This is a genomic window from Nocardiopsis sp. NPDC058789, assembly GCF_042745575.1.
Classification (GTDB): domain Bacteria; phylum Actinomycetota; class Actinomycetes; order Streptosporangiales; family Streptosporangiaceae; genus Nocardiopsis; species Nocardiopsis eucommiae.
In genome coordinates this window covers 114,853-131,362 of record NZ_JBHYOW010000002.1, presented here as the reverse complement: position 1 = coordinate 131,362, position 16,510 = coordinate 114,853, and the positions used below count along the sequence as shown (strand labels likewise).

14 protein-coding genes and 1 pseudogene are annotated in these 16,510 nt (G+C 70.1%); 8 read left to right on the top strand and 7 right to left on the bottom strand.

What is annotated here, in order from left to right; translation table 11 throughout:
• Positions 1-150: 150 nt before the first annotated feature.
• A complete protein-coding gene (locus ACFW3L_RS02755) occupies positions 151-465 on the bottom strand; it encodes an ArsR/SmtB family transcription factor (RefSeq protein WP_378735607.1) in 315 nt (104 codons plus the stop codon).
• Positions 466-629: 164 nt separating this feature from the next.
• Here ACFW3L_RS02755 and ACFW3L_RS02750 point away from each other — a divergent pair, with 164 nt between their 5' ends.
• Genes ACFW3L_RS02750 through ACFW3L_RS02730 form a run of 5 tightly spaced genes read left to right on the top strand, consistent with a single transcriptional unit; the run spans position 630 to position 5,992 of the window.
• Positions 630-2,237 carry an ABC transporter substrate-binding protein gene (locus ACFW3L_RS02750; protein ID WP_378735605.1) on the top strand — a complete coding sequence of 536 codons (1,608 nt, stop codon included), beginning with the start codon at positions 630-632 and terminating at the stop codon, positions 2,235-2,237.
• On the top strand, positions 2,234-3,262 hold the full coding sequence (locus ACFW3L_RS02745) for an ABC transporter permease (protein ID WP_378735603.1): 1,029 nt from the start codon (positions 2,234-2,236) through the stop codon (positions 3,260-3,262). Before ACFW3L_RS02750 ends, ACFW3L_RS02745 begins: the two co-directional genes overlap by 4 nt.
• Entirely contained in the window at positions 3,255-5,135 is a 1,881-nt protein-coding gene (locus ACFW3L_RS02740; protein WP_378735601.1) for a dipeptide/oligopeptide/nickel ABC transporter permease/ATP-binding protein, read from the top strand. Before ACFW3L_RS02745 ends, ACFW3L_RS02740 begins: the two co-directional genes overlap by 8 nt.
• Positions 5,119-5,766 (top strand): ABC transporter ATP-binding protein, encoded by a 648-nt coding sequence (locus ACFW3L_RS02735; protein WP_378735599.1) that lies wholly within the window; start codon positions 5,119-5,121, stop codon positions 5,764-5,766. Before ACFW3L_RS02740 ends, ACFW3L_RS02735 begins: the two co-directional genes overlap by 17 nt.
• A 49-nt stretch (positions 5,767-5,815) precedes the next feature.
• A complete protein-coding gene (locus ACFW3L_RS02730; RefSeq protein ID WP_378735597.1) occupies positions 5,816-5,992 on the top strand; it encodes a hypothetical protein in 177 nt (58 codons plus the stop codon).
• 204 nt (positions 5,993-6,196) lie between these two features.
• Here the strand turns inward: ACFW3L_RS02730 and ACFW3L_RS02725 are convergent, their stop codons facing one another.
• The 6 genes and pseudogenes from ACFW3L_RS02725 to ACFW3L_RS02700 form a co-directional block, all read right to left on the bottom strand.
• A complete protein-coding gene (locus tag ACFW3L_RS02725) occupies positions 6,197-6,967 on the bottom strand; it encodes an urease accessory protein UreD (RefSeq protein ID WP_378735595.1) in 771 nt (256 codons plus the stop codon).
• On the bottom strand, positions 6,964-7,665 hold the full coding sequence (gene ureG, locus ACFW3L_RS02720; protein ID WP_378736176.1) for an urease accessory protein UreG: 702 nt from the start codon (positions 7,663-7,665) through the stop codon (positions 6,964-6,966). Before ureG ends, ACFW3L_RS02725 begins: the two co-directional genes overlap by 4 nt.
• A gap of 52 nt (positions 7,666-7,717) precedes the next feature.
• Positions 7,718-8,428 carry an urease accessory protein UreF gene (locus tag ACFW3L_RS02715; protein WP_378735593.1) on the bottom strand — a complete coding sequence of 237 codons (711 nt, stop codon included), beginning with the start codon at positions 8,426-8,428 and terminating at the stop codon, positions 7,718-7,720.
• Between the two features lie 8 nt (positions 8,429-8,436).
• A complete protein-coding gene (locus ACFW3L_RS02710; protein WP_378735591.1) occupies positions 8,437-10,146 on the bottom strand; it encodes an urease subunit alpha in 1,710 nt (569 codons plus the stop codon).
• Positions 10,143-10,652 (bottom strand): urease subunit beta, encoded by a 510-nt coding sequence (ureB, locus tag ACFW3L_RS02705; protein WP_378735589.1) that lies wholly within the window; start codon positions 10,650-10,652, stop codon positions 10,143-10,145. The genes ACFW3L_RS02710 and ureB overlap by 4 nt, the downstream gene beginning before the upstream one ends.
• A 74-nt stretch (positions 10,653-10,726) precedes the next feature.
• Positions 10,727-11,023 (bottom strand): annotated as a pseudogene (locus ACFW3L_RS02700) (urease subunit gamma); the annotation flags it as partial.
• Between the two features lie 776 nt (positions 11,024-11,799).
• Here ACFW3L_RS02700 and ACFW3L_RS02695 point away from each other — a divergent pair.
• From ACFW3L_RS02695 to ACFW3L_RS02685, 3 genes are all read left to right on the top strand, one after another.
• On the top strand, positions 11,800-13,152 hold the full coding sequence (locus ACFW3L_RS02695) for a DNA cytosine methyltransferase (RefSeq protein WP_378735587.1): 1,353 nt from the start codon (positions 11,800-11,802) through the stop codon (positions 13,150-13,152).
• Positions 13,153-13,155: 3 nt separating this feature from the next.
• Positions 13,156-13,953, top strand: coding sequence for a very short patch repair endonuclease (locus tag ACFW3L_RS02690; RefSeq protein ID WP_378735585.1), 798 nt, complete (start codon positions 13,156-13,158; stop codon positions 13,951-13,953).
• A gap of 210 nt (positions 13,954-14,163) precedes the next feature.
• Positions 14,164-16,506: an ATP-binding protein gene (locus ACFW3L_RS02685; protein WP_378735583.1), complete on the top strand. Its 2,343-nt coding sequence runs from the start codon at positions 14,164-14,166 to the stop codon at positions 16,504-16,506.
• The last annotated feature ends 4 nt before the right edge of the window (positions 16,507-16,510 follow it).

Sequence of the window (16,510 nt, the reverse complement as noted above, 5' to 3'; positions counted from 1 at the left end):
CCCGCGCGCCGGGGGGGGGGGCACTCCCAGATCACCCGCCGCCAGCCGCCGCTCGGGGGGGGGGGGGGGGGGGGTGTGGGGGGGGGGGGGGGGGGGGGGGCGCCCCCCCCCCCCCCCCCCCGACGGCGTCCCCTCGGTGTTCGGCGTCCCTCAGTGTTCGGCGCCCATCAGGTGCAGCAGGGAGTGCACCGTGGTGTCGACGAGTGTGTAGCGCACCGTGCGCCCGACCCGCTCGTCCTGGACCCAGCCCTGGAGGCGCAGGGTTCTCAGGGCCTGGGAGGCGGCGACGTCGGTGATCCCGGCCATCGCGGCGAGCTCCCCGACCGAGGCCTTCGCCGGTCCCGCGTGGTGCATCGCGGCCAGCAGGCGCAGACGTGTCGGGTCTCCGAGCAGGCGGAAGCGGTCCGCCCAGGCTCCGATGTCGATCTTGGGCTCCGAGGGGAACCCGTCGCTGTGGGAGGTCATCGGGTCCATTATCCCCGATCGGGCCCGAAGGGTGACCGTCGTCTCCGGTGCGGGGCGGCCCTGGTCGAACACGTGGCCGACGAGAACGATCAATACCTTATCATCTGATCAGATGGTCAACCTTTCGCCATCGAAAGACCACGACTCCCACAAGGAAGCACTGCATGAACGGAACCGTCCCGTCACGCGCCCTCCTCGCGACCGCCCTCGCCCCGACCCTCCTCCTGACCGCCTGCACCGGCCCCACCGAGGCCGACGCCACGGGCACGCCGACCCGGATCGTCCTCGCCGACGCCCAGCCCGTCGGTGAGTTCGACCCCGTGAACGGCTACGGCGAACTCGGTGTCTCCCCGATCTTCGAGGGCCTCCTGCGCCCCGAGTCCTCCGGCGACGACGCACTCCCCGAACTCGTCCCCGCCCTCGCCGCCTCCGCTCCCGAGCCCAACGACGACAACACCGTCTGGGACGTGGAGCTGCGCACCGACGTCACCTTCTCCGACGGCTCCCCCCTCGACGCCGAGGACGTCGTGGCCACCTACTCGGCCGTGATCGACCCCGACACCGCGTCGGAGGTCGCCGGTTCGTACTCGATGATCGAGTCGGTCACCGCCGTCGACGACCACCACGTGCGCTTCACCCTGAACTACCCCTACTACGCGATGCCCGCGCGGCTCACCCTCGGCATCACCCCGTCCGAGGAGATCACCCCGGGCCCCGCCGCGGACTCCGAGCGCAACCGCGCGCCGGTCGGGACCGGCCCCTACGTGCTGGCCGACCTCAGCGCCGACCAGGCGGTGTTCGAGGCCAACCCCGAGTACCACGGCACGGCGCCCGAGGTCACCGAGCTGGTCATCCTCTCCGTGCCTGACGACAACACCCGTGCCCAGCGCATGCGGGCGGGCAACATCGACGGCACGGTACTCCCCCCGGTCACCGCCCAGACCTTCGCGGACGTCGACGGCACCGAGGTCGTGCCCGTGCGCACCGCCGAGTGGCGCGGCCTCTCCCTCCCCTCGGACCACCCCTTCACCGCCGACCCGAACGCCCGGCTCGCGATGAACCTCGGCGTGGACCGCGACGGCGTCGTGGAGAACGTGCTCGCCGGTCACGGCCGTCCCGCCCACACCCCGGTCCCCGACGTCTACGGCGCGGCGCACGACCCTGAGGCCGTCTTCGAGTACGACCCCGAGGCAGCCGCCGACCTCCTGGACGAGGCCGGATGGGAGGAGGGCCCGGACGGGGTCCGCGTCCGCGACGGCGACCGCGCCGAGTTCACCCTGTACTACCTGGCCTCGGACAACCTGCGCCGCGACCTCGCCACGGCCTTCGCCGCCGAGATGCTGCCGCTGGGGATCGAGGTCGACATCCAGGGCGCCTCCTGGGACGAGATGGGTGAGAACTCCACCGAGGCGGGCATCCTGCTCGGCGGCGGCGACAAGCCCTACGACCTGGACACCCAGGTGTACGCCACCCTGCACACCCGCGAGGCCGACACCCCCACCTACGAGAACCCGGGCGACTTCGCCGTCCCGGGCGTCGACGAGGCCCTGGAGGAGGCCCGGCGCACCCTGGACCCCGACGAGCGCGTCGAGGCCTACCAACGGGTCCAGCGGGCCTACGTCGAGAACCCCACCTACGTGTTCATGGCGTTCGTCGACCACACCTACGTCGCCGCCGAGGACGACTGGGACCGCGGCCCGCTCGTGCTCGAACCCCACGCCCACGGGGTCTCCTGGGGCCCGTGGTGGAACCTCTCCGAGTGGCGTCGATGAGTTCCTCCCCCGTCCGCCGGGTCCGGCCGCACCGGACCCGGTGGCGGGACCGCCGCCGCGAGCTGGCGGGACTGGTGGCGCGCCGCGTCGCCATCGGCCTCCCGATGCTCGTGGGACTGAGCGCGCTGGTGTTCCTGCTGGCCGCGCGCTCCCCCTTCAACCCGCTCGCCGCCTACCTGGGGGCGGGCTACCAGAGGACCACCGCCGAGCAGCGGGAGTCCCTCGGCACCGCTCTGGGGTTCGACGTCCCCTGGTGGCGGGCCTGGTGGTCCTGGGTCTCCGACCTGCTCCAAGGGGATCTGGGCTGGTCCCGGGGGTACGCGATGCCGGTCTCCGAGGTGTTCGCCGAACGACTCCCGTGGACCCTGCTGCTCTCCGGCACCGCCCTGGCCGTCGCCGTACTGTCGGCCCTGGTGTGGGGCACGGTCGCCGGGCTCCGGCCCGGGTCGTGGTCGGACCGGGTCATCACGCGCGTCGGCGTGCTGGTGCAGGCGGTGCCCCCGTTCGTCCTCGCCCTGGGCTCGGTCACCGTGTTCGCGGTGGTCCTGCGCTGGGCCCCGGTGGCGGGGGCCGCCGCCCCCGGTGAGGCCCCCACGTTCGGCGGTGTGGTGACCCACCTGGTGCTGCCCGCCTGCACCCTCGCCCTGACCCAGCTCCCGTGGCTGCTGCTGGCGGTGCGCACCGCCGTGGCCCGTGCCCGGGGGTCCGAGCCGGTCCGCGCCGCCCGGGCGCGCGGGGTCTCCCCCGCCAGGGTGGTCACCGGTCACGTGCTGCCGGTCTCGCTCGCCCCCCTCGTCACGATCGTGGGGGCGCGGCTGCCCGAACTGGTCGTGGGCGCGGTGCTGGTGGAGGAGATCTTCGCCTGGCCGGGCATCGCCGCCGCGCTGGTCTCCTCGGCGCAGTCGCTCGACTTCCCCCTGCTGGCCGCCCTGACGCTGGCCACCACCGCCGTCGTACTGCTCGGCTCGCTGCTGGCCGACTCCGCGTACCTGTTCCTGGATCCGAGGGTGAGCGCCGATGTCTGAGCCCGTACCCGACCCGACCTCCCCGACCTCGTCGGACCCTCTGGACTCACAGACCGCACTGGGCACACCAGACACACGGGACACGCACCACGCCGTGACCGGGCCCAGCGCGGACGCGGTACCGTCCCCGGCGGTCGCACGGCCCCGCCGACGCCGCGCCGTCCGGATCCTGCCCGCCGCGACCCTGGCCGCCCTGGTCGCCTACGCCGTCCTGGTCCCCTGGTGGGCCGGGACGCAGACGGCAGACTTCGCCCGGGCGCTGCTGCCTCCGGGCCCCGGCCAGTGGTTCGGTACCGACCACTCGGGCTACGACCTGTTCGTGCGCTCCGCCGAGGGACTGCGGGTGTCCCTGCTGGTGGCGCTGGTCTGCGCCGTGGTGGCCACGGTGCTGGGCGTGGCCGTGGGCGCGTTCGCCGCCACCGCGGGCGGCCGGGTGGACCGGCTGCTCATGCGCACCACCGACGGGGTGAACGCCCTGCCCCACCTGCTGATCGGCGTCGTCATCGTCGCCCTCTACCCCGGGTCGCTGCCCGCGATCATCGCGTCGATCGCGCTCACGCACTGGCCGCAGATCGCCCGTGTGGTGCGCGCCGAGATGCTGTCGGTGCGCTCCTCGGAGTACGTCGAGGCCGCCTACCTGTGGGGGGCCTCCCGAGGGCAGGTGCTGGGACGGCACCTGCTGCCCGCCGCGCTCCCCCAGGCGGTGGTGGGTCTGGTCATGCTGGTCCCGCACGCCGTCTGGCACGAGTCCACGCTCAGTTTCCTGGGCCTGGGCCTGTCCCCCGACGAGGCCAGCCTGGGCACCCTGCTGGAGGTCGCGCGCGGCGACGTCTTCACCGGGGCGTGGTGGACTCTGGCCGCCCCGGCCGGGGTGCTCGTGGCCACCACGCTCTCGGTGGCCGGGCTGACCCGCGCGCTGGACGGCGGCCGTCCCGGACGGCGGCGCGGCCGGGGTCCGGACCCGCTGCCGGTCACCCTCCCTCCGGACGGCGACACGTCACCCGACTCCGTCCCGCCGCTGGTCCGGGTACGGTCCCTGACCCTGCGGCTGCCCACCGACGACGGCCGCTGGGTGCACGCCGCCACGGAACTCGACCTCGACCTGCGCGCGGGCGAACTGACCGCGCTGGTCGGGGAGTCCGGTTCCGGGAAGTCCACGCTGGCCTCGGCCCTGTGCGGGCTGTCGCCCACCGGGACCCGCTCCTCCGGGAGCGTGGTGGTGGACGGCCGCGAGATGTCGGGCGCCGACGAGCGCGCCTGGCGCGCGCTCCGGGGGCGCACGATCGGGCTGGCCGCGCAGTCCGGGGCGGAGACCTTCACCCCGGTGCGCCGGGTGGGACCGCAGATCGCCGAGGTCGTCTCCGCCCTGGGCACCGAGGAGACCGTCCCCGAGCTCCTGGAACGGGTCGGTCTGGAGGCCGACGCGGCGGAACTGTTCCCCCACGAGCTCTCCGGCGGCATGGCCGTCCGGGCGGTGACGGCCGCCGCGCTCGCGGGTCGGCCCCGGGTGCTGCTGGCCGACGAGCCCACCGCCGGGCTGGACCCGGAGCTCGCCGCCCAGGTCCTGCGCCTGCTGCGTCGCGTGGCCGACTCCGGAACGGCGGTCCTGGTCATCACCCACGACCTCCAGGCCCTGGAGACGACGGAGGTGGCCGACCACATGGCGGTGATGTACGCGGGGCGGATCGTGGAACGTGGCCCCGCCCGACGCGTGCTCTCCGAACCCGAGCACCCCTACAGCCGGGCGCTGATGGCGGCGCTGCCCGCGCACGGGCTGCACCCGCTGCCGGGGATGCCCCCGGAACTGACGGACCCGCCCGCCGACCCTTCCCTCACCGACCGGACGGGAGCAACCGATGTCGTTGGTGGCTGACCGCGTCGCCTGCCGTTACGGGGACCGGGTGGTCCTGCGGGGGGTGAGCCTGACCGTCCCACCCGGACGCGTGCTGGGGCTGACGGGTCCGTCCGCCAGCGGCAAGTCGTCCCTGGCCCGGATCCTCACGGGTCTGCGCCCGCCGGAGGAGGGCACCGTGGTCGTCGACGACCTGCCCGTCTCCACCCGGCGGGGGCGGATGGACGGCCGCCTCGGACTGCTGCACCAGTCCCCCGGAGCCGCCACGGACCCGAGGATGCCGCTGCGGCGGATCATCGCGGAACCGTTCGCCGCGCGGGGCCGCTCACGCGCGGCGGAGACGGCCGACCGGACCGCCGAGCTGGCGCGCCGGGTGGGGCTCACCCCGGACCTGCTCGACCGGTACCCCGACCAGGTCTCGGCCGGGCAGCTGCAACGGGCCTGCGTGGCCCGGGCCCTGGCCGCCGCCCCCGCCTACCTGGTCTGCGACGAGCCCGCCGCGATGCTCGACGCCGCCTCCACGGCGACCGTCGCGCACCTGCTGTCCGGGCTCGCCGCCGAGGGGGTCGGCGTCCTCGCGATCAGCCACGACCACGCGCTGTTGAGGGCGTGGGCCGACGAGGTGGTGGACCTCGGGGACCTGGCCGGCTGAGCGGAGGGGGCGGGGACGCGGGCCGACCGGTGGACGGCCGGAGATCCGGTTGCCCGCCCGCCACCGGCCCGGGGTCCCGCCCCGACCGGAGAACCAGACCCTGCACGTCGCCCTGCTGTCCCTGTTCAAGCCGGACGAGAACGACTGGGGCGGGATCATGGCGGGGCCGTTCCTGATGACCCTGACCGGTCGCCTCACCAGCCGACCGGATCCTGGCCAGGAGTGACCGGTTGCGTGGGCGACCGAGCGGCCAGCTGGTGCTCGGCACGGACCGTCGCGGAGAACCCGGCCGACCGGGCGAGAGACCCGCTGGCCGACACCTCCGACACCGCACCGCACCGTCAGACCACTCCCCCGACCGGACAGGGGGAAGGGCCGGGGGACGCTCCCCGGCCCCGCGTGATCCGGGTACCTCGTGGTCCGTGCGGCCTCAGGCGAAGACGTCCTCCGTCGCACCCTCGTACCCAGCCGGATCGGCGAACTCCGCCCGCCACCGCTCCCAGGAGTCAGCGACCCGCGCGTCCGCCTCGTGGGCGTGCTCCGCCACCGCCCGGGCCAGGGCGCCGGGACCGTGCAACAGGGTCTCCCGCACGCCCACCGACCGCTCCGGGCGGGCGCCGAGCAGGAAGGTCGAGCTCTGCACCCGGTTGCCGCCCATGACCCCGGGGGCCGCGGACAGCAGCGGATCCCGCAGGTCGAGGTCCTCCACCAGGAGCGGACGACCGTCGACGTCGGCCCGGGTGACCGAACGCAGCGGCCCCCCGGACGACTCGTAGCTGCGCCCCAGGACCAGGGTCTCGTGCACCAGTGCCCGGCCCGAGCCGGACAGGCGCACCCGTGTCTCCCGGGTGATGTCCGCGCCCGCGGTCACCACGAACGGCGCGCCGCGCCACACCAGGCGCGCGCCGTCCGCCACGTTCAGGTCGGCCCGCCAGCTCGCGGCGCCTCCCCGGGCGTCGTAGGCGACCATCCCGGACGGCTCCACCAGCTCCAGCCACACGCCGGGGCCCACGGTGATCTCCATCCGCAGGTCGTCCCCGGCGAGCAGCAGCGCGTAGGTCCCCAGCAGGGCCACCCGGGCGGTGTCGCCCCGGACGCCCAAGGGCTGGGCCCGCAGGTACGTTCCCCCCGCCAGGTCGGTCAGGCGCACCCGCCCGCCGACCCGTTCGACGGTCACGCGGGCCGCGACGGTCTCGCTCATCCGTGCTCGTGGCCGTGCCCGTCACCCTCGTGGGTGTGGGTGGTGCCGTCGGCGTGGGAGTGCGGGGCCATCGGGCCCGGGTCGCGCGGCACGTGGTGGCCCGCGCGGTAGTCGGCCAGCACCTGCTGCACCCACCCGGCGAGGGCCTTGATGGAGACGTCGTCGCTCTGGCTCAGGGCCAGCACCGGGAGTCCGCCGCGGGAGCTGGTGGCGTCGGCCACCATCTGCTCCGCGTCCACGCCCACGTGCGGGGCGAGGTCGGTCTTGTTCACCACGAGCAGGTCGGCGCGCTCGATGCCGGGCCCGCCCTTGCGGGCCACGTCGCCGCCGCCGGCCACGTCCAGGCAGAAGATCTGCGCGTCGGCCAGCGCGGGACTGAACGTGGCGGTGAGGTTGTCGCCGCCGCTCTCCACCACGACCAGGTCCAGCGGCGCGAACTCCGCCTCCAGGTCCTCCACGGCGAGCAGGTTGGGGGTGACGTCGTCGCGGATGGCCGTGTGCGGGCAGGCACCGGTCTCCACCGCGTGGATGCGCTCGACCGGCAGGACCCCGGCGGCGCGCAGCAGGCGGGCGTCCTCGTCGGTGTAGATGTCGTTGGTGACGACGGCCATGCTCAGCTCGTCCGCGAGCTCACGGCACAGGGTCGCGATCAGCGTGCTCTTGCCGGTTCCGACCGGTCCGGCCACGCCCAGGCGCATCGCGCGACGGGGGGCGGTGGTGGAACCTGCGGCCGCGTTGGCTTCGGTCTGCTCAGGCAACGAAGATCCTCCTGGTCTTGAGTTGGTGTTCGAGGGACCACCCCTCGATCTGGGGTGCGGTACGGGCCGGGAGGTCGTCGGTCCCCCGGACCTCGAGCGCCTCCGCGACGGTCGCGGAGATCACCCCCTCGGCTCCGAGCACCCAACCGGCCGCGTCCACCGGGTCGACGGGTGCGAGTTTGAGCGCGGCGGAGGCGACCGTCTGGGCGTCGTCGTACAGGCTCACCCGGGCGACCTCCGCCTCGTCCGCGCCCATGACGGCGGCCACCGCTCCGAGCGCGATCGGCCGTTGCGGGGCCCGTCCCAGCGTGCGCAGCGCCTTGACCGCCGGGTGCTCGGGCCACAGGCGGTCCGCGAGGCGGACCAGCCCCCGGCCGAGCAGCCCCGAGATGTCCCGGAGCGGCGCGCTCGGTGAGCGGGCCAGCAGCGCCTCGTGCGCGTCGGCCAGGGCTCCGGTGTCCACGCCGACGCCCTCGGTCCCGTCCACGGCCGAGGCGGTGACGCCCCCGACCGCCCGGTGGGCGAGGACGGCGGCGGCCGCCTCCACCAGGCCCACCGTGCGTGTGCGGGCCGCGATGTACTCGGGGACGCGGTGCGGCGGGAGGCCGTCCAGCAGGGCGGGTTCGAGCCCGGCCGAGTAGGTGTGGCCGCCCACCGGCAGCCGGGCGTCGGCCAGCAGGAGTGTGCCCAGTCCAGTGCTCACACGGCGGCCTAGAACATCGAGTACCGCTGTGCGAGCGGTACCACGTCCACCGGCTGGGGCTTCACGAACTCACCGTTGATGCTGATCGCGAACGTCTCCGGGTCCACGTCGATCTTCGGCAGCGCGTTGTTGTTCGGCATGTCCGCCTTGGTGACGTCCCGGGTGGGGCGCACGCCCACCAGCCTGCGCTGGAGCCCCAGCCGCTCGGCCAGACCGTCCTCGATCGCCATCGGGGACACGAAGCTCACCGCCAGGTCCGCCGCCGACGTCGGCTGCGCGGCCAGGGTCGGGCGCAGCAGCACCGGCTGCGGCAGGGGGACCGCTCCGTTGGGGTCGCCCAGCGGAGCCGCGACGATCGCGCCCGACTTGATCACCGCCGACGGCCGGATACCGAAGAACGCCGGGTCCCACAGCACCAGGTCGGCCATCTTCCCGGGCTCGACGGAACCGATCACGTGGTCGACGCCGTGGGCCACCGCGGGACAGATGGTGTACTTCGCGACGTACCGGCGGGCACGGGCGTTGTCGGCGGGCAGGTCCGAGGAGAGCCGCCCGTACCTGTTCTTCATCACGTGAGCCACCTGCCACGTGCGGCAGATCAGCTCACCGATGCGGCCCATCGCCTGCGCGTCCGTGGAGGTGATCGCGATCGCGCCCATGTCGAGCAGGACGTCCTCGGCCGCCATCGTGGTGGCGCGGATACGCGAGTCGGCGAAGGCCAGGTCCTCCTGGACACGCGGGTTCAGGTGGTGCACCACCATGAGCATGTCCATGTGCTCGGCCACGGTGTTCACCGTGAACGGCAGGGTCGGGTTGGTGGAGGCGGGCAGGACGTTCGACTCACCGGCGGTGATGATGATGTCCGGTGCGTGGCCGCCGCCCGCGCCCTCGGAGTGGAACACGTGGATGCCGCGACCGGCGATCGCCTCCAGCGTGTGCTGGACGTAGCCGGTCTCGTTGAGGGAGTCCGCGTGCAGCGCCACCTGGAGACCGAACTCGTCGGCGCCGCGCAGGGCCGCGTCGATCGCCGCAGGGGTCGCGCCCCAGTCCTCGTGGACCTTGTAGCCGCCCGCCCCGGCCAGGGCGTCCTCTTGCAGCGCGTCGATGGACACCGTGCTGCCCTTGCTGAACAGCAGGACGTTGAGCGGGAACGTGTCCAGGGCGCGGTGCATCATCCGCAGCGCGTGCGCGCCCGGGGTGACCGTCGTGGCCTTGGAACCCTCCGTGGGGCCGGTGCCGCCGCCGATCACCGTGGTCGTGCCGGTGGTCAACGCCTCGCGTATCTCGATCTCGCTGAGGAAGTGCACGTGGGTGTCGATCGCGCCGGCGGTGAGGATCTTGCCCTCACCGGCGATGACGTCGGTGCCGGGACCGATCAGCAGGTCGGGGTGCACGCCGTCCATGACGTCCGGGTTGCCGGCCTTGCCGATGGCCACGATGTCGCCGTCGCGGATGCCGACGTCGCCCCGGACGATCCCCCAGTGGTCCATGACGACCACGTTGGTGATCACCAGGTCGAGGGCGCCCTCGGAGCGCAGGGTCATGCCCTGGCCCATCGACTCGCGGATGCTCTTGCCGCCGCCGAAGACGACCTCGTCACCGCCGACAGTGCGGTCCTCCTCGACCTCGATCCACAGGTCGGTGTCGCCCAGGCGGATCTGGTCCCCGACCGTGGGTCCGTACAGCTGCGCGTACTCACGGTGGTCGATGCGGCTCACGGTTGCTGCTCCTCAGTGTCCTCTGTCGCGTCCTGGTCCCCCGGCAGGACCTCGGTGGGTACCACCTCGGCCGGGTCGCCGTCGTGCGCGTCGACCTCGCCGACGCGCATCGTCGTACCGGAGGCGCGCTCCGGTTCGGGGACCTCGACGCCGGGGGTGCCGAACGGGACCACCGTCCGCGGCACGCGTTCGCCGGTCCTGGGCTCCTTGCTCAGGTCCTCGATCTGGAGGCCCGGAACGTACCGTCGGCCGCCGAGGGCGACCAGTTCGACGGTGCGGCTCACACCGGGTTCCAGGCGGACCGAGGTGCCCGCGGGAACGTCCAGCCGGAACCCCTGGCACGCCTCGCGGTCGAAGCGCAGCGCGGGGTTGGCGTCCGGGAAGTGCAGGTGGGAGCCGATCTGGATGGCTCGGTCACCGGCGTTGACGACGACGAGGGACAACCGTTCGCGGTCGGCGTTCAGGTCCAGGGGCACGGAGCGGGTACGAATCTCACCGGGGATCATGGGGTCGCTCCGGGGGCGGGACGGGTCGGCTCCGGAGACGGGACGCCACCGGCGACGAGATGGGGACGCGCCTGGATCGGCTCCGTGATGGTGACCAGCTTGCGTCCGTCAGGGAACGTGGCCTCGACCTGGAGGTTCGGGATCATCTCGGGAACCCCGTCCATGACCTCCTCACGGGAGAGCACGGTGCGCCCCTCCTGCATGAGCTCGGCCACTCTGGCTCCTTCACGAGCCCGCTCGATCACCCAGCAGGACAGCAGCGCTACCGATTCCGGTTGGTTGAGCTTGACGCCCCTGGACCGCCGGTCCCGGGCGATCATGCCCGCGACGGCCAGGAGAAGCTTCTCGGTATCGGAGGGAAGTAGATGCATGAACCACCTCTCAACGATTCGTTATGGGTTTGGTAGCAACACCAACCCATCTAGGTTTTAGCACGTGAGAGCCGTGTGGCAAGTCCCCACGAGCGCCGGGGAGGCTTTCGCGGGCCCTCACTCCGGCCCCGGAAGCACTGTCGGACAAGGGGAAACACCCCCCGCACCATGTGCGACAAACGCTGGTACATTTTTTGGTGAGTCACCCCCTCCGCCCCGCTCTGACGGAGTGTTCGCGCAGCCTTCGAGGAGACTTCTTCTCGGAGGCGCCGACGGGGTCGTTCGGCGTCCCCTCCGCCGACTCCGTCGTCGGCGGTGGCGCCCCGCGTGTCATGACGCCGCCTCGAGCCGCTGAGTCACGCCGTGGTTGGAACCGGCCGCTCCGGAGCCGCCGGGGGTTCGTTCGTGCCGTGGTGGGCCCTTCGGGAGAACACACGACAGGACCCCGATTTCACGCGGATCAAGACGTCGTTTCCCGAGCGTGAAGAAACCCCGGCGCGGATTTCGGGGAATCCGCACCGGGGCGGGTCGGTTTCGGATCCCCCATACCATGAAGAGCTCCCTGACCAGCATCGATCCGATGTGGGGGACACATCGTGAGGCGAGTGGCTCGAGGCCACTCGCTCACCAGGGGAGGACGGTCGACCGAGCGGTGGCGAGCCTGACCCCAAGGGCCTCGCACAAGGCGGATGGCCGTCCCGCATGATCCTCTTCACTCGTAGGACATTTGTTCGACAGACAGCCGCCTCTGCACCATTCCGCGGTATGGTTTTCTCATGGTTGACCTGCCTGAAGAAGCGAAGAAGCCCCGGACCAGCGTCGAACTGTTCGCGGGTGGTGGCGGCCTCGCCATGGCGGTCCACCGGGCCGGGTTTCGCCCCCTCCTGTTCAATGAGTTCAACGAGCGGGCCTGCGAGACCCTCATCATGAGCGCCACCAAGACCCTTGGGGTCGATGGCTTGGAACGTGTCACCGATCGGAGCCCGAGGCCGCCTCGGCCAGGGCGGCCCGCACCCCTGTACGCCGGGGATGTGCGCGACTTGGATTTCGGTGCCCTTCAAGGCGAGGTCGACGTGCTCGCCGGGGGCCCCCCGTGCCAGCCGTTCAGCGCCGGGGGAGTCGCCAAGGGCGACGAGGACAAGCGCAACATGTTCCCCGCTATGTTCAAAGCTGTTCGAGAGATGCGCCCGAAGGCGGTCATTTGTGAAAATGTTCGAGGCCTCCTTCGAACCTCTTTCTCCGAATACTTCGGGTACATTAAAAATGAGTTGCGCCTTCCCTTTGAAAAGCGCGTGGATGAGGTTCCCTGGCAGGAACACAACGCGCACCTGAAACGAATCATCGACCGCCTAACGGACGATGATGGCGATTCGGAGCACTACAAAGTCGTCCAAGTGGAAGTCAATGCCGCGAACTACGGCGTCCCACAGGTGCGTAATCGCGTCATGCTCGTGGCCTTTCGATCCGATCTCGGGGTGGATGTCGAGGCCTTCGAGAAAGACGTCCGAACAATGAGGTTCTCCGAGGCAGCCCTCCATCGTTCCATGCTCGATGACAGCGGATCTTACTGGCAGCGACATAGCGACGTACCTGGCCACGTTCGCGATCGGGTCCGGTCTCGCCTTCCGAAGGTCATCAAGGAAGACGACTGTCAGCCATGGCGCACTCTGCGCGACGCCATTCGTGGGTACGGAACTGATGTACGGATACCCGAGCTTCCAAGCGTGGACCTGAATCGCCTCACTGATAAATACGACTTCGGCCGAGATATGGGCATCACCGGCCACATCGGCTGGCCTGGAGCCCGTATCTATAAGGGGCATACCCCGAACGAACTAGACCGACCCGCGAAGACGGTCAAGGCTGGCGTGCATGGCGTGCCAGGTGGCGAGTCCGTGATGCTATTGGACGAGCGATATCGTGATCCCTCAGCGCCCGACGGGTGGTCCTACGCTCACCGTTATATGACCGTTCGAGAGACTGCCCGGGTGATGACTTTCCCTGATGAGTGGCGCGGTGCGGGTCCGCGCGGTGAACAGATGCGGCAATTGGGCAACGCTGTCCCGGTAGTGATGGGCGAGTTCTTCGCTGAGGCGGTCGCCGACGCCTTGGCAGCCGCGGGGCACTAAGGCATGGCACAGTCGAAGGCTGGAAGTCACTGGAAGGAGAGGATGCCACCGGAGCGCGCGTACAAACGACGAGCCAGAGCATCCACTCCGACAGTCGAACAAGACCGAGCGGCCGGAGGTCGTGATCGCCGTGAGGTGTCATTGGACGACGGGGGCTTCGCGCGAGCTTCGATCACCCTCCGCCTATACCGACGCACCAGAAGGATTCGTGCTTATCTGCGCTGGTCGCAGGGCGGGAGGACCAGGGAGAAGTACGTCTGCGAGGTCGAGCACGACACGCGCGGGAAGAACTTGTCCGCAGCGTGGCGGCAAGCACGCCTCCAGGGGCTCGTGTCAGAGAGGGTCCTACCTCCCGGGTCGACCGCGTCCTCACTCAACGCGCGCTCTTCGATGCGCGGTAATCGCGGCAGGGACACCAAGCCCGAGCTCCTCCTGCGTAGCGCCCTCCATCGCCGCGGTATGCGCTACCGCGTCTCGGCCCGCCCTGTCCCGGGCCTCAGGCGGACAGCCGACCTCGTCTTCGTGAGAGCCCGTGTAGCCGTCTTCGTGGACGGCTGCTACTGGCACGGCTGCCCCGAGCACCTGCGTCCCGCAAGGGCCAACGGCGCCTTTTGGCGCGACAAGATCGCCACCAACCGCGCCCGGGACGCTGAGACCAACCGGATCCTCTCTGAGGAGGGATGGGACGTCCTGAGGTTTTGGGAGCACGAGGCCCCCGACACGGCGGCGGACCGCGTCGTCGACCTGGTTCGTGAGAAGACTGAGGACGCGCGTCATCGTGACTCACCCACCCACTCTTGACCCATTTGTGTCTTTTCGCGAACTATCCGCACCTTTGCACCATTTGACCCACATGATTGACGGAGGAGCGCAAACCCGTTCCGAAATGACGTCGGCTCCCCCTATCCTCGACCCAACGCATACGGCGAGCGCGCCAGAGAGTTCGGCCGGTTCAAGCGCGCCGCGGCCACAACGCCCGAGGTTCCGACCTCCCAGGAGGGTTCCACCAGAGTGAAGATCACCCCTTCCGCCCGCGTGCTGAGCATGCTGGGTGAGATCGATTTCGACGAGTGGCAATGCGTCGCCGAGCTCGTCGACAACCCCTTCGATGACTTCCTCGACATCTTGCGCTCCGAGGACGACTGGCCGGGCGGGTACACGGTCAGCGTGACCCTGCCGTCCTCTCCAAAAGGTGTCCTCGAGGTACGAGACACTGGACGGGGCATGTCCCACGACCGCTTGGCTCGCGCCGTGCGGGCGGGTTGGTCTGGCAACGACATGCACGACAAGCTCGGTCTGTTCGGCATGGGCTTCAACATCTCCACCGCCCGTCTCGGTCGGCGAACCCGCGTACTGACCACCCGAGCGGGCGACACCGAGTGGATAGGTGTCGAGATCGATCTTGACCAGATCACGGATGACTTCGAGGCGAAGGACATCACCGAGCCGAAGGAGGACGTCTCCCTTCACGGCACGAGGATCGCCATCGATCGCCTACACCGAACTCGTGCCGAGTGGTTGCGTCGCAACGGCGCCTCACTACGCAACACCCTGGGCTCGGTGTACTCGTGGATCCTCTCGGAGCACCCCTTCGAGCTCTATGTCGGCGGCACCAGGGTCAAGCCTGTCCGCCACTGCCGTTGGGGGGATGACCGTTACGTGCTCTTCAAGGGCAAGGAACGCGTCCCGGCCTACATGCCGATCAATGAGAAGCTTCAGGATGGTATCGCCTGCCGAGACTGCGGGGATTGGCAGATCAGCTCGAGTGACGTCTGTTCGGTCTGCCAAAGTACGAATCTGGCCGTGCGCGAGCGCCGTATCCACGGTTGGCTCGGCGTTCAACGTCACTTGGACAAGTCCGAGTACGGGATCGATTTCCTCCGCAATGGCCGGAAGATCCTGCGTTGGGACAAGCAACTCTTCACCTGGAACAACCCCGACGGACGCGTCGGGAACGAGGAACCCGAGTATCCGGTCGAGCTCGCGCACCAAGGTGGACGCCTCATCGGTGAGATACACCTCGATCATGTCCCGGTCACCTACCAGAAGGACGCCTTCGAGTATGGGGACCGCAGCTGGCTCACCGCTGTGGAACTACTTCGGGGCGTGGGTCCTCTCCAGCCCAAGCGCGCGAACCTTCTGGGGTATCCGGAGAACGAGAGCCCCCTCGCTCAGTTGTTCAAGGGGTTCCGTCGCAACGACGCGGGATTGAGATGCCTCGTTCCTGGCGACGGACACAAGCCTGTCCATGCGGCCACTCGTGATTGGGCTCGGAAGTTCCAGGCGGGCGACCCTGAGTACCAGTCAGACGAGCACTGGTGGCAGGCGGTCCTCAGGCACGAGGAGATAAAAACGAAGGGCAAGGAGACCAAGACAGCGGCGAGCGTCCCCCATGAGGCCGACGAACAGGCCGTTCTAGACGCCCTTGGTCTTCCCACTGACGACGTCACCTCCAAGGCCACACAATCCGGGCCAGATTCCGTGACCGTTCCCATCGAGTCACTCAAGGCCGTGACGGAGAAGCTGGAGACCCGTGACGAACGCCTGGCTCGGTACGAGAGCGCCGCGTCATCGCACACCTATCTGAGTCGTCCGTTCGGTCATCCAGAGCTCGGTTTCATGAACGTGCGAACCCTTCTACTGAAGCCGGGCGAGCGGCTCCTCGATGACGGCGGTACACATGTCCCGGTATTCCTGGATCAGCGGTCCGGCAATGAGGTGACAGCCCTCATTGACACCGAACACGCGGCGTTTCAGAGGTTCGGCACCGACTTCTCCGACCTACTGCTGGTCGAGCTGGCCGCCCTCCTCAAGGTTCGAGCCCGATCCGATTGGAGCCCATCTCAACTCGTCACGGCTATCCGCGCCACGACCTTGCAGGACAGCGCGCTCGACTCCACCACAGTCGGAGCGGAGGCTCGCGAACTACTCACCGAGATCCGGGAGCGCATGGCCGAGGCCCTCGATCAGACGGGCGACCACGCCACCGCCTTCGCTCACCTCACCGATGAGCAGAAAGTCACGACAGAGGAGACCGTCATCGCCGCAGGACGCGTCGGGGAAGTGATCCGTCTGGGACTGAATTCCGGGTTCGTCTACCACGTTCCCTCGCTGGCTCTGGTCCGACTCGTCGAGGCGATGCCGGCGACATTCTTGGACGACGCGGTCTTCCGTGGCCCCTACGCTGGGGTCTCCTCGTCCTCCGGGAAGGCTCTGAGTCTGGCTCGGGTCACGGGATGTCTGGCTGATGTCGCGACACACGACGCCTTCGCGGGCGAGGCCAACGCTCGCCAGCTACGACGTGCGCGATTGAGTATCACACTCCTTCGCGACGAACTGGCGAGTGAGAGGTGAGGGC